10 protein-coding genes are annotated in these 13,575 nt (G+C 46.3%); 4 read left to right on the plus strand and 6 right to left on the minus strand.

Annotated features, from left to right (window positions below; all coding sequences use genetic code 11):
* Window positions 1-11: 11 nt before the first annotated feature.
* Window positions 12-836 (plus strand): sterol desaturase family protein, encoded by an 825-nt coding sequence (locus NCI00_RS01965; RefSeq protein WP_253524441.1) that lies wholly within the window; start codon window positions 12-14, stop codon window positions 834-836.
* Between the two features lie 58 nt (window positions 837-894).
* Here NCI00_RS01965 and metK read toward each other — a convergent pair whose 3' ends face one another.
* Window positions 895-2,184 (minus strand): methionine adenosyltransferase, encoded by a 1,290-nt coding sequence (gene metK, locus NCI00_RS01970; protein ID WP_114069304.1) that lies wholly within the window; start codon window positions 2,182-2,184, stop codon window positions 895-897.
* Window positions 2,185-2,394: 210 nt separating this feature from the next.
* Here metK and dusB point away from each other — a divergent pair, with 210 nt between their 5' ends.
* Window positions 2,395-3,384 (plus strand): tRNA dihydrouridine synthase DusB, encoded by a 990-nt coding sequence (gene dusB / locus NCI00_RS01975; protein WP_253524443.1) that lies wholly within the window; start codon window positions 2,395-2,397, stop codon window positions 3,382-3,384.
* A gap of 87 nt (window positions 3,385-3,471) precedes the next feature.
* Window positions 3,472-3,957 (plus strand): carboxypeptidase regulatory-like domain-containing protein, encoded by a 486-nt coding sequence (locus NCI00_RS01980; RefSeq protein ID WP_253524445.1) that lies wholly within the window; start codon window positions 3,472-3,474, stop codon window positions 3,955-3,957.
* Between the two features lies 1 nt (window position 3,958).
* On the opposite strand, the gene NCI00_RS01985 is transcribed toward NCI00_RS01980, so the two are convergent.
* Complete coding sequence (locus tag NCI00_RS01985; protein ID WP_166561299.1) at window positions 3,959-5,020, minus strand: DUF2891 domain-containing protein; 1,062 nt, start codon at window positions 5,018-5,020, stop codon at window positions 3,959-3,961.
* A 219-nt stretch (window positions 5,021-5,239) separates the two neighbouring features.
* Between NCI00_RS01985 and NCI00_RS01990 the strand changes: the two genes are divergently transcribed.
* Window positions 5,240-6,952: a hypothetical protein gene (locus tag NCI00_RS01990; protein ID WP_253524447.1), complete on the plus strand. Its 1,713-nt coding sequence runs from the start codon at window positions 5,240-5,242 to the stop codon at window positions 6,950-6,952.
* Window positions 6,953-7,032: 80 nt separating this feature from the next.
* On the opposite strand, the gene NCI00_RS01995 is transcribed toward NCI00_RS01990, so the two are convergent.
* The 4 genes from NCI00_RS01995 to NCI00_RS02010 form a co-directional block, all read right to left on the minus strand.
* Entirely contained in the window at window positions 7,033-8,202 is a 1,170-nt protein-coding gene (locus tag NCI00_RS01995) for an AGE family epimerase/isomerase (protein ID WP_253524449.1), read from the minus strand.
* Between the two features lie 72 nt (window positions 8,203-8,274).
* Window positions 8,275-11,352 (minus strand): PVC-type heme-binding CxxCH protein, encoded by a 3,078-nt coding sequence (locus NCI00_RS02000; RefSeq protein WP_253524451.1) that lies wholly within the window; start codon window positions 11,350-11,352, stop codon window positions 8,275-8,277.
* Window positions 11,353-11,518: 166 nt separating this feature from the next.
* Entirely contained in the window at window positions 11,519-12,748 is a 1,230-nt protein-coding gene (locus NCI00_RS02005) for a nucleotidyltransferase domain-containing protein (protein WP_253524453.1), read from the minus strand.
* A gap of 233 nt (window positions 12,749-12,981) precedes the next feature.
* Complete coding sequence (locus tag NCI00_RS02010; RefSeq protein ID WP_253524456.1) at window positions 12,982-13,536, minus strand: hypothetical protein; 555 nt, start codon at window positions 13,534-13,536, stop codon at window positions 12,982-12,984.
* Window positions 13,537-13,575 lie beyond the last annotated feature (39 nt).

Here is a 13,575-nt window from a genome sequence, read left to right on the forward strand (position 1 = left end):
ATTTTTCTGGAATGACTCCTCAGCAGTTTGAACAAGACTTGCAGCCGCTGTTGCTGTATGCTACCCCTTTGATTTTTATTTGTATTGCCGTTGAATATTGGCTGGTCAGACACGACCCGCACCACCGATACGACCACGAGGATTTAAAAGCATCAGTGGGCATTGGCCTTGGAAGCCTTGTCATCAACGGTCTTTTTAAGGCCGCGATTGTGGGCATAAGTTTATTTTGTTACGAAATGGTTCCGTGGCGTTTGCCCAATACATGGTGGTCGTGGGTGGTGGCTTATTTGGGCATTGACCTTTGCAATTATTTTGCGCATTTCATTGCGCATAAACAGCGCATTTGGTGGGCAACCCACGTCACGCATCATTCATCAGAACATTTTAATTTGGCCACCTCATTTAGAAATTCATGGACCCAGCACATCAAAATCATTTTCTTTTTGCCCGTGTGGCTTTCGGGAATTCACCCCGTGATTACCTTTACCTGCTACCAGATTGATTTACTGTATCAATTCTGGATTCATACCGAAGTGATTCATAAACTACCTCGCTGGTTTGAATATATTTTTGTAACTCCCTCCCACCACCGCGTACATCACGGGAAGAACACGCTCTATCTGGATAAAAATTTTGGGACAACGTTCATTCTTTGGGACCGCCTGTTTGGTACATTTCAGGAAGAGACCGAAACGCCCGTGTACGGAATCACGAAACCTGTTGAATCCCAAAACGTCATTTACCTGAATTTTCACGAGTGGAGGGATATTATCCGCGAAGTACGGCAGGCCAAGTCGCTGCGTGAAGCCGCCGCCATTCTTTTTGGCCCACCTTGATATAAAAAAACGTCGGCGAAGTAAATTCGCCGACGTTCGAATCATAAAAATATATTGTCTACAAACCAAACGCTGCTTTCACCGCGTCTACGTAGTCAAGTTTTTCCCAAGTAAACAACTCTACCTCTACTTCGGCACGTTGACCAGCGTTTTCAAACACCTTCGTCACGGTTTTAGGCTCGCGCCCCATGTGACCATACGCTGCCGTTTCAGAATAGATAGGATTACGCAATTTGAGGCGCTGCTCAATGGCATAAGGGCGCAAATCAAATACACTTTCTACCAATTTCGCAATCTCACCATCGCTCAATTTCTTGCCATTTTCGCCTTTTACCTTGGCCGTTCCGTACGTATTTACGTACAAACCGCAAGGTTTAGCTACGCCGATGGCGTAAGAAACCTGCACCAGCACTTCGTCGCAAACACCCGCCGCTACCAAATTCTTGGCAATGTGGCGTGTGGCGTAGGCGGCTGAACGGTCTACTTTTGAGGGGTCTTTGCCCGAAAACGCTCCCCCACCGTGGGCACCTTTGCCACCGTAGGTATCGACGATGATTTTACGTCCTGTCAAACCAGTATCTCCGTGTGGCCCGCCAATCACGAACTTACCCGTAGGGTTGATGTGGTACGTGATTTGGTCGTTGAATAATTTACGCAACGAGGGCTTCAACTTCGCTTTCACACGAGGAATCACGTACGTAATGATGTCTTTGCGAATCGTAGCCAACATCGCTTCGTCGGCCCCAAAATCATCGTGCTGCGTAGAAACCACGATGGTATCAATACGAATGGGCTTATTGGTATCTGAATACTCAATCGTCACCTGCGACTTGGCATCGGGACGGAGGTACTTGATGCGTTTGTTTTCACGGCGTACGGCTGCCAGTTCTTCCAAAATCTTGTGTGACAAATCAAGCGCCAATGGCATATAGTTGTCGGTTTCGCGGGTGGCGTAGCCAAACATCATTCCTTGGTCACCAGCTCCCTGCGCGTTGGCTTTGCTTTCAAAATCGTCGGCCGTTTGACGGTCAACGCCCTGATTAATATCTGCTGATTGCTCGTGAATGGCCGAAAGTACCCCGCACGAGTGCGCTTCAAACATGTACTCCGCTTTGGTATATCCAATTTTCGCAATCACATCACGGGCAATCTGCTGCACGTCAAGGTACGTTTTGGTATTTACCTCTCCTGCCAATACTACCTGTCCTGTGGTCACGAGGGTCTCACAGGCTACTTTTGATTTTGGATCAAACGCCATGAAATGGTCGATGAGCGCATCTGAAATTTGGTCAGCTACTTTATCGGGGTGACCTTCCGACACAGATTCTGAAGTGAATAGATAAGACATTGATTGGTTACGATTTACAAAGTATGAGTTTACAAACTGAATTTATGTCTAGCGATGACGGCCTCGAGGCTTTATTTGTCGTTTTTAACGAGTAAGCTCAGGTGGATAGACTGCGCATCGTTTTGAATTATAAGGCGCAAAAATAGGTTATTTTCAGAGATAAAGAAAAAAACGCGAAATTTGCATTTTAAAGATGCCAAAATTGAGACGATGGTAAAGATAGGAAACATAGAATTAGGCGAGTTCCCGCTGTTATTGGCTCCGATGGAAGATGTCTCTGACCCTCCCTTTCGGGCAGTATGCAAAGAAGGCGGAGCAGATTTGATGTACACAGAATTTGTGTCGTCGGAAGGATTGATTCGGGATGCGGCCAAAAGTGTACAAAAATTGGATATTTTTGAGTACGAACGCCCCATCGGCATACAGTTGTTCGGTAGCGACATCGAAACCATGGGCGAGTGCGCCCGCATTGCCACCAAAGTAAACCCCGATTTGATTGACATCAACTACGGTTGTCCGGTCAAACAAGTGGCTTGCCGGGGGGCTGGCGCGGCCTTATTACAGGATATTCCAAAAATGGTCAAAATGACCGAAGCCGTAGTCAAAGCCACGCACCTGCCCGTTACGGTTAAAACGCGCCTGGGTTGGGATGAATCTACCAAAAATATACAAGAAGTAGCCGAACGCCTGCAAGACATTGGTATCAAAGCACTTACGGTTCACGGACGGACACGCGTACAGATGTACAAAGGCGACGCCGACTGGACGCTGATTGGTCGAATCAAAGAAAATTCACGCATTAATATTCCGATTTTCGGAAACGGTGACATCGACAGCCCCGAAAAAGCCCTTGACTACCGCAATCGTTTTGGCGTAGACGGCATTATGATTGGCCGGGCGAGCATTGGGTATCCGTGGATTTTCAACGAAATCAAACATTTCATGCGTACGAGCGAGCACCTTGCGCCACCAACTACTGCCGAGCGCGTTCGGGCCTGTCGCAAACACCTAGATTTTTCTATCCGTTGGAAAGGCGACCGCACGGGAGTCGTAGAAATGCGCCGGCACTACGCTTCTTATTTCAAAGGCTTAGACAACTTCAAACCTTTCCGGATGAGATTGGTTGAAACCATGTCTTATCAGGAAATCAACGACATTTTGGAAGAAGTCACAGAGACCTATGTAGCAGAATTGGCCTAAATTTTTTGCAAAAACAAAAGATACATAGAATGGTCGTTTAGGAAGTCATTGCTTGGTAAGCACTTCCAATATTAAACCCTAAATTGTATGCCAAAATCAACGATTTTTCATGTGTTGCAACTGTTCAGCGTCGCTTTTATTGGCTTACTTTTCACTTCTTCGGGTTGTACGGCCCAAAAGAAAAAAATAACTCAGGGAATTTCAGGAACGGTGCTTTGGCGTTCGGGAAATCTGATGCCTTCGCCCGATGTTAAGGTAACTAATCCAAAAGGCTCGCCTATTGCGCGTGAAATCCTGATTTACGAACTCACCCCCTCCAATCAAACCGAACCAGCGGACGACGCGGGTTTTTACCGAAAAATCAATTCCAAATTCATCCAAAAGGTAACTACCAACAAGATCGGTCGGTTTAAAGTGACCTTGCCCGCCGGCTACTACTCACTTTTTACCAAAGAAGACAAAGGCCTCTATGCCAACCTATTCGACGACGCGATGAACATCAATCCCGTGCAAGTACGAAAAGGGAAATGGGAGAAAATAGAAATCATCATCGACTACGATGCGGTGTATTGAGTCATTCTTGCCCCAAAGCATACACGGCAAAAGACGCCAGCCAATGCTCGCCACCATAGCCGCCATTCGTTATCTGCGGCAACGTAGTATTAATAAAAGTATGGGCACTTTTGAGCAACGACGCGCGACGTGGATCAGTTTTGGGCAACGCCCGCGCAATACCCAACATACACCACGCCCGGCTCAAAGAAAGACCATCTAAATGCACAATCTGCATGTCATTTCGGTCGCTCACGATGGGCATTTTCATGACATTTTGAAGCCCTGCGGCAGGCAAAAAGGCGTTAAACCACTTCAAAAATGCCGCTTGGGGCAAAATACGCCGCATCAAATCAGCCACCTCTAAACTCGGCGACAGGAAGTCAGAACCATCGGGTTCTTGAAAGGCGGGAGAATTGGTATTTTTCAAGTAAAAATCCTTGGCTTTTTGAATGATTTGCGCTTCAAAAACGGTGTTTTTTACCGTTCGGGCATAATCAAGCGCAAACACCAACCCAAAGGCTGTGTTGGGATGCACGCCCGTTCGGTTTGGGTAGGTTTGTTTGGGCAAAAAAGCGGTCCAAAGCCCCACCACTTGTTGCGTCAAAGGACGCAGGTGTTGGTGCCATTGCCGCGCCTGCGGGTCATCCCAAGTAGAAAGTTCTTCGTCCAACTTCAACAGCCAAGCCCAGCCGTAGGTGCGCTCAAAGGTTTTGGCTAAGGGGTACTTTGTAAAATAATCCGCTTCGGTTTTCAGCTTATCGGGAGCAAAGCTGTCGTTCAAAATATGACGAATTTGCGCTTCTTCGGGCAGATTTTTAAACGTTTTCAGCAATCGCACCAGCATCCAATGCCCATGCACCGAAGAGTGCCAATCCAGACACCCATAAAATGACGGATGCAATTCTTTGGGACTCAGTCGAGCATCTTTTTCGGCTTCCAGTGTGTGTCCCGTTTTGTTGGGATATTCAGTGTTGATGCAGTGAAGCGGCAATTTTGCCAAAAAGGACGCACCTGCTGGCGTAAGCTCCAACTGCCCGTTTTTGGTTGCTAAGTAAGGGTTTTGCGCTCGGGATTCTGCCATTGTTAATAAAAAGCCAAAAAATAGAAATGTAGAAAATTTCATTTGAAAAAAGGTTTTAGGGTAGAGTTGGAACCAGAATTATTTAAAAAAAATAGAGTCACCAGTCAAACATAAGTTCCTAACAAACAATACTTTACCAATTTTTGATTTAGGGTTTATTATTTTTCTGTTCCTTCACGGCTACTAACTTACTAATTTTAGCCGTTTTAAACTTTCTGTATGCAATTTTTCGACCGTCTTTTCCAGCATCGTTCCGTTGTCCGCACGCTGTGTTTATTGCCGCTCATTTTGTATTTATTGTTTTTTCAAGCCATCTCGCTCAATGTAAATTACGTGGCTTATGATGACACGCACGTTTTACAAATTATTGAGCAATGGCAAAAATCAGCCAACTGGCACGAAAAACTGGATTGGCTGACGGTCGGATTTCCTGAGCATCGCATTGTATTTACGCGTTCAGTAGTACTCATTTCTTATGGGCTCACCGGACACGTCAACCTCAAATCGCTGATGATGATAAGCAACGGTTTATGGATTGGGCAGTTGGGAATTTTGTTCCTTATTTTTCAAAAAATACCTTCGTCGTCTCCTAGCCGTTCTCTTCCTTTTGCATATTTTATTCCAGTTTGCTGGATTCTCTTGTGCGTTCATTCTTTCGAAAATATCTTTTGGGGAACCAGTTCGCTGGGCAACTTTGGTCTACTGTTTTTTGTGATGATGGCGGGTTATTTTTACGCTACGCCTTCCACACTTCCACGGCTATTTTTAGCCCTCCTTTTTTCTTTATTTGCCACTTTTACTTACGGCAACGGTCTTGTCACTTTTCTCATCGGCGGCTTTCTGCTCGTGCTGATGCAGCGCAAAAAAATGGCGGGTATCACGGCTGGAGCGTTTGCCGCCACTATGTTGCTTTATAGTCTTACCCGCGCCCACGCTTCCCCGAGTGGCCTCGACCTCACCAATCCAAGCAGTTATGGCCACGCGCTTACCTGCTTTTTGGCATTTATAGGTTCATCGGTCAATGTAGATGTGTACGCCCCTTCCAACCTTGCGGTATGGGGCTCGGTAGCCTGGGGTGCGGTGCTATTAGGCGGTGTTTTGTGGCTTTTGCTAAAAGCATTGGACCTAAAAAACTTCGGACTAAAAATTCGTCATTTTGAAGTTAAAGTAAAGATGAACGAAGTTCAGTTTTTTACCCTGTTTTTATTACTTTTCATTTGTCTGACGGCCCTTGGTGTGGTCTACAAACGCGCCGAAGGAGATGGCCTCATTGGGATGTTTAAAGGCCGCTACAGGATGTACCCAACGTGGTTGTTGGTGGTTGGATATTTGCTATTAATTCATTGGCTTCGCGACTCAAAAAAATGGCTTTTGCCCTCAACAATCGGTCTGAGCGTTGTTTTCAACCTGTTAATTTTATACTACGCCGTGGCGCCAGCGGTCAATAATCGTCGGGCAGCGGTGGTTCAGGAATTCAATTCAATGTATAACGATGATTTGTTGGGATTAAAAATGTTTGATTTGACAGGCGAGGATTTTAGGCAAATCCAGCGGTTGTATCAACCCAATTTGTTTTTCGAAACCACCCCAGAAACGGCCATGCCCAAAGAGCCCTTTCTTCTTGATTCGGTATATTTTAAGGGGGATATCCTGACGATTGATTATCACAAAGATTTCATTCGGCCCACACGCGACTTCGACGACGGGGCGTACATCATGCTCCAATCGGCTAAGCATACCTACATGGCCGCTGGCACCCAACGCCCATTGCCTCTGAAAACCTTCATTCGTCGTGGTTGGTATTGGGACAAAGGCTTTACGGCCTCTATGCACCGCGCATCGGTGGCCCCAGGCACCTACGAAATCCTCGTTTTGATACGCAATAACGGCCAGAATAAATTATTCGATACAAGAAGGAAAATTACGTTTTGATGAAGCGAGATTTGTAATAAACGTTGGGCCATTCCAACGTTTTTGGGCAGACACAAGGTGGGCAGAAGTAAAGCCCGCCCCTACTTATCTATCAAAACATCCAGTAAATCAGCACTTTCTAGCAGGTTTTTGACGGAATAATAAGCGTTTTTTTCGGGAGTAGCTTTAAGCGTAAAGAGGGGTTCTCCATGGCGGCTCAACACACCTACCCATTCCCCTTCTTTAGAATTATCGCGAAAATGTTGCCACAGATAATCATTCACCCGCTGCCAATGCTTGAGTAGGGTTCGGTCTTGCAACACCTGATAGGCCCGCAATAGAGCCGTTGCGGCTTCGAGCTGCACCCATGCGTATTTATAGTAGGCCTCTGGCTCGGATGCCGGCAGACTTTTTACATCTAACCAATGAAAATAGCCCCCGTAAGCATCGTCCCAAGTAGTATCAGCCAGGTGCAAAATGTGCTGCGCCAATTGCTGACGGATGCGGCGTTTGTTGAGCACTTTGGTTAATTCATAAAAAGCATTAAATGCCTCAAACACACGCCCAGGATGGATTCTTCGGCCCAATAAACAATCGGAATAGCCTCCTTCGGGAAACACATTTTCGAGCACAATGTTGGCACGAGGCTCCCAAAAATGCTTGGTCAATTCGTGTAGCAACGCTTCCCCTTTTTCACGAAATGTTTTTTCGCCCATGAGCTTTTGAGAGGCCGTCAGGGCCTTCGCCAAAGCGCTTAATTCTCCGATATTTTTTAACTGACGCCCTGCAAAAATAGCCTCAGTTCGTTTTTGCAGTCCTTTTTCACGGCGGCGAACGGCTTTTGTCAACGTCTTTTTAGCCGAATCGGCGTAGGCTTCTTCACCCGTCAGTTCATGCGCCAAGCTCCACGCCGCCACCGCAGCCGCCTCGGCCCCTGCATCCGATGCATCCAGCACTCCACGTCCTGTACAGTCCACAATTTCCCACCAATTATCTTTGGTATCGGCTCCGAAATGAAGTAAAAAATCAGCCCCTTGAAGAGTGTATCGCAGAAAATCAGCCTGCTGGGTGAGTTGGTATAATTTCCCAAAAGCCCAGGCCTGTTGACCATGCCATTTAATCCACTTATCAAACGTAATCGCCTCTCCTTTTCCCGAAATCACGCAGATATAGCCCCCATGAATCGTGTCCAAACTGAATTCCGTCCAAAACGGAACAAGTCGCTGAAGGAGGTCTTGGCGGTATTGCTGGGCGTAAACAGAAAGGTTCATAGGCGCAAAAATAGAAAAAGCGCAGAAGAAATGTCTACGCTTTTTCGGGATGCCGTTTCGGTGTTAGGCTAACTATTTCGTTTTGAGCAAAAACCCTAGCAACGCATAAAAATCTTTTTCGGGAATAACGCTCCTGAATTGGTCGGGCATGAGGGTATATTTGGAAGCTTTGTATTCTTTCATATCGTTTTTAGCCACCGAAAACTCTTGTCCTGATGGATTGGCAAAGACCATCATTTGCCCTTCGGTACGGCGGTAAAGGCCCGTCATGGATTGACCGTTGTTTAAAGTAATATTATAACTCCGAAACGCCTCCGAAATATTCCGATTCGGGTCAAGTATCTTTTCAGCAAGTGCTTTTTGCCCCCAGTTACCGATGCCGTCCAACTGCGGCCCAATCAAACCGCCCACGCCTTTGATTTGATGGCAGGTACTGCAATTTTGGGTAAATACCGCCCGCCCCACGTCGGGAGAGGCTTTGGCCGATTCAAAGCCTAGCAATCGACTTTGAATCAGCTTTTGCCTTTCTTCAAATTCATTGAGTCCACCCGCCGTCAGTTGGTTCAATTGCTCCTGCTGGGTGGGGCTTGCCTTGGCCGCTAAACGCTCTTTGACGGCTACCTCGGCCAGTACGTCGGCATTGACATTTTCTTCTTTTAAGGCTTTAATTAACCGATCAATTCCCGCCTCCGAATTGGCCAATGCCGCCGCGATGCCCACCTGTAAACTGCGCGCACTGCCAATAAATCCTTTTTCCAACAATGCAAGAACTTCGGGAGAGGCCGCACGAGCCAAGGCCGACACCCATCTCTCTCGCAATGCAATCGGCTCCGAGCGATCCAGAAAAACCTCACCGAGCAAGGTTACATTCTCCTGCGGCGAAAGACTCATCAGCGCATTGGCGGCGGCTACGCGCACCTTGGTATCAACGCTTTTGGTAGCCACTATTTTTTGGAAAAAAGGTACCGACAACGCCATTTTATATTCACTCGCAATCTCTACAGCCTGCACGCGGCGCGTGGTGAGTGCTGCCGTCTCTTTTTCCGCAATTGGCAGTTCCAGATAGTGTCTTGCCATCGTTGCTCCCCATTCCTGAAGGGGCGCAGTTACCTTCAAACCACTCTGCGCCACGCCCCTACGCAACGAATTATACAGCATAAATTGTCCGTCCAAATCAGTCGCAAAACTTTTTTGAATCCGCAATATCATTTCGTTCAATTGTGCCGCTGAGCCATAACGGCCCAGGTATTCAAGGTTTTTATCCAATTCCTCAGCGGTCAAGTCATGCGTCATGAGGTAATCCCACACAAACGTCGCCACGTCGGCGGAAGGAATGTCGCGCGCGGCCTTTACGAGCACGCTCCGTTGGTCTTCGTTCCACTTTGTTGCAGCCACCTCCCGAATCACCCCCTTGGCCGCCAAATTCGTCCGAATGGCCAACAATGTCGTGTATTTCAAATGTGAATCCTCTTCGTTGGTTTGTTGGTACAAAGCCATCAACGGTTTCATGTTCATTACTTTCGGAAAACGCGTCAGTATTTCGGCCGCAATGCGTCGAATAAATGGGTCTTTGTTGGACAAGGCCCCAATCACTATCGTGCGGTGCGCGTCAGAGAGCATTTCGGCTTCCGAAAACAGCCGAAACGCGTGTACCTGCACCGTGGGGTCAGGGTGATTGAGGGCTTTGGTGAGGAGTGATTCAGGAACAGCTCCTAATCGTTGCAACACCCACAACCCATGCACAAACGCGCGGTTATCAATACCCAGCGAAGCCATCATTTGGCTCACGGGAGCAACGGCTTTTTCTTTCCAAACATCCACCAAGCGGTCCGCTATTTTCAATCGTACGTTCAGTTGTGGGTGCTGCAAGCCCGCAATAAGCTCGTCCATCGTCGCTTTTGACCAATCTTTGACAGGCATATCGCGGTGAGGTTGATTGCCTTTGTAGGTAATTTTCCAAATCCGCCCGCTGGTCCGGTCCCGTTTGGGGTGATTGAGGGCTACTTCGTAGTGACCAATTATGCGATTATAAAAATCTGCGATGTAGAGCGCTCCGTCGGGGCCGACTTTGACATCCACTGGTCGAAACCACGGGTCGTCGCTTACCAAAAAATCGGCTTCTTTTTTAGATACGGGCGTGGAGCCTTTGAACGTGACCGTATTGCGATTTATCTTGCAGGTAACCACGTCGCCGTTATAGAAACTGTTGCGGTACTCGGCAGGAAACTGTTCTCCGACATAATACACTAAACCCGAAAGTGCCGTTGACCCCAGCTCATAGCTCATCATTTCGGGACCAAATCCAATGCCAGTTGGTTTCTTACCAAAATGCGGATAATCAGCGCCTTTGATGAGTTGATAAATAGGCTTAGAATGGCAGTCAACAGAATACAAAAACCCTCTTTCGTCAAACGCGTAACCGAAAGGATTGACGCGTCCGAAAGTGGTCTGCTCTACACGGCGCCCATCCGTGCGAAAACGAAAAGTGTTTCCAGAAGTCATCGTGACGGAGTCACCATCGGTGCCCTCAATTTTGGACGTATTGGTAAATCCGTGGCAAGAATGCACCCAGCCGTCAAAGCCCCGCATAAAATTGCTCACCATGCCGTGTGTATCTTTGTAGCCAAACTCACCGTAAAGCACCTTGCGTTTATCGGCTTTGCCGTCGTTGTTGGTGTCCGTAAAATGATATACGTTGGGAATACTATACGCAATAGCCCCGTCGGCTACGGGCATGATGCCGATTGGGATATTTAATCCATCCTGAAAATCGGTAAATTTATCGGCTTTGCCATCGCCGTTGGTATCTTCCAGAATGGTAATTTTATCGTTTCCCTTCTCTGGTGCCGCTGCCATCGGATACTCCGACGAATGTGTAACCCACAATCGGCCACGGTCATCAAACTCCATGTTGATGGGCTTGGTAATCTGAGGCTCCGACGCAAAGAGGGTAATTTCAAACCCCGGTGGCAACTTAAACCCACGCCTTTCTTGCTCGGGCGTCTGGAATTCGGTGGTCCGAACGTGGTCCGCAAATACCTCTTTTGACGCTATTTTTTTTTGAGGAATACTACAACTTTGGGCGTACAATAACAACAACCCCGTACCGAGCGTCATGGACTTACGACGAAGCGTAAAGAAATCTTTCATCTTTATTTTGGGAAGAAAAGCATTGGGTTTAGGTACAGAAACTGCTGACAGTAAAATGGGCAATCAGGCTCTTTTTACCCAAAATAATTCACATTTTTCACCTTATAATTAAAGTTTAGGCATAAAAAAAGGGCAAAATGCCCTTGACCTCCGCTTTTCTCATCCGCTACAAATCCGATTTCTTGAATTTTTGAAAGAAATGATACCCCCAAAGAAAAGGCGCCGCTACGTAATTCAGCAAAAACACCTTGTCGGGAAATGCAAACACCGACCAATAGGCGGGATTTATGAAGTATACTTTTGCTTCATGAACCACATTTTTCAAATCTCCGTAATAATAAGAAGAGGTATAATGCAACCAAAAACGAGACACTTTTTCTCTCAAGGTTTTTAGCGAAAAAGGCTCCTGTTTATCAAGAGACAACAAAGCATTCATGTGCACCAGTGCAATTTTGGACAAATGCGACACGGAATCTTTGCGGGCTATTTCCTCAATAATGGATGCTGGCAGGATGATTTTATACAGCGTAGAAGCCAGTTGCAGAGCTTGTAAAACGTAGTTACCGATTCCCCTTTGTTTAGACAAATCATAGGCTTCGGTGATAAATCTTGGCTCCTCTTTTTGGATGACAACGGCAATATCGTTGAGCCAAAACAGCCGTTTCCATTGGTGTTGCCCCCCATGAACGCATAAATACAGGAAATTGTCGTACTTGGAAAGCAACCGAATGTTGATACCCGAGATTTTTTCTATCCATGCGTTTTTCCATAACTCTGCATTCGGAAACGTAAGAATATTTTGGGTAGCCAATAGCCGCCAGTGCAACTCTACGATGATATCTTTGGTTTCATGGTACAAGCAGTAATGATGAAAATTGGCCAGATACACCTCTTTTTGTTTGGGCGTAGCGTAAACTTCCTCCATCATCCGGTAGCCTTCATCGTACAAAATCGAATAGGCTTTTTCGATTTGCGCAGGCTCAAGTAGCAAGTCAATGTCGTGACATACCCGCTGCATAAAATCCCCATGGTACACATACGAAAGCATCGGGCCTTTCAGGGGAATAGAATTGATTCCGTTTTTTTGAAATGCTTTACTGATGTGCAAAAGCTCGGCCGTAAAGGTGAGCATTCGCAGCTTGTTTTGATTATAAATTGTTTTCAGCCGCTCTTTTACCTCAACGGGTAGCCATTCATTTTCGTAAATAATAGGGTACAAACCTCCAATCATGCGGTGGCTTTTTACCAACTGTAAAAAAAGGGGCCAGTTAATCGCGTTAAGCTCTTCTGCTTCTACGGGTTCGTTCGTCCGGCACTTAATCAATAACTTTAATTCAGCACTTAAGTTGTCAAGACTTGCCTGTAATGGAGAAAAAAGGGGAGCTGGTGACGTCATTAACAAATGTAAAAAAAAGGCGACCGAGAGTATACTTCATTCTGAAAAGACGCAGCATCAAAATATATACCAGCACGGCACAGAAAACCACAACTTTTGTGGGACAAAAGTAAAATAAATCTGGATGACTGGACCTAATTGCGTCCAAAAATACCCTGAAGAAAACCTAAAGAGAATACGTAAGAAGTCAAAAAACGATGAATGCAGGAGCTTTTTGAGGGAGAAAATCTGTTTTAAAATCGGGCGTAAAAGCCCACATTTCCAGTAGGCGTAATCCCGAATTTTGTTTTTTGCAAAAGGGTCGTTTTTCTTGCACCGAGGCTCGAATTATAGGCTTTAACCGCGTTGGATTGAAGTTCATGCGAAAACTCAATGATACAAATACCGCCCACAAATGCCCCAACCCCAGCCACCAGCAACGGCAAACTCCGAATAGTATAGTTGTGAACTGTACCTTCAACCACCGCCGAGGCGGGCTTTCCTTTGATGGCCACGTAGCATAATCCTATGCCGCCAATCGACACCAACGGTCCTAAAGGCCGAATATAACTCCCTAATCGGTAGTTTTGTAGAGCTTTAGGGTTGTTTTTTAATAATTCTTCAAAGTTTTTTTTCTTGACTCTGACTCCTTTTTGAAGTACTTCGCTCATCAACACCCTTCTTTTGTAGATGAGTGAGTCAGCACCTTCGGTGTTTTGAGCCATACTCGTGAAAGAAGTGCCAGTACTCACCAGTAGAATAAAAGTCCAGAGTCGGCACGCCGCGTTTGTATATTTTATGGTTTGCATATTCATTTTTAGAAGGAAAAAAGTTAAGAATAGATTTTG

It is taken from the genome of Runella salmonicolor, assembly GCF_024158025.1.
In the GTDB taxonomy this organism is placed as follows: Bacteria; Bacteroidota; Bacteroidia; order Cytophagales; family Spirosomataceae; genus Runella; species Runella salmonicolor.

Excerpts from the sequence above, each read along its gene's own strand:
- NCI00_RS01965 (WP_253524441.1), top strand. The coding sequence starts at position 12 with ATGACTCCTCAGCAGTTTGAACAAGACTTGCAGCCGCTGTTGCTGTAT.
- metK (WP_114069304.1), bottom strand. The coding sequence starts at position 2,184 with ATGTCTTATCTATTCACTTCAGAATCTGTGTCGGAAGGTCACCCCGAT.
- dusB (WP_253524443.1), top strand. The coding sequence starts at position 2,395 with ATGGTAAAGATAGGAAACATAGAATTAGGCGAGTTCCCGCTGTTATTG.
- NCI00_RS01980 (WP_253524445.1), top strand. The coding sequence starts at position 3,472 with ATGCCAAAATCAACGATTTTTCATGTGTTGCAACTGTTCAGCGTCGCT.
- NCI00_RS01985 (WP_166561299.1), bottom strand. The coding sequence starts at position 5,020 with ATGGCAGAATCCCGAGCGCAAAACCCTTACTTAGCAACCAAAAACGGG.
- NCI00_RS01990 (WP_253524447.1), top strand. The coding sequence starts at position 5,240 with ATGCAATTTTTCGACCGTCTTTTCCAGCATCGTTCCGTTGTCCGCACG.
- NCI00_RS01995 (WP_253524449.1), bottom strand. The coding sequence starts at position 8,202 with ATGAACCTTTCTGTTTACGCCCAGCAATACCGCCAAGACCTCCTTCAG.
- NCI00_RS02000 (WP_253524451.1), bottom strand. The coding sequence starts at position 11,352 with ATGAAAGATTTCTTTACGCTTCGTCGTAAGTCCATGACGCTCGGTACG.
- NCI00_RS02005 (WP_253524453.1), bottom strand. The coding sequence starts at position 12,748 with ATGACGTCACCAGCTCCCCTTTTTTCTCCATTACAGGCAAGTCTTGAC.
- NCI00_RS02010 (WP_253524456.1), bottom strand. The coding sequence starts at position 13,536 with ATGCAAACCATAAAATATACAAACGCGGCGTGCCGACTCTGGACTTTT.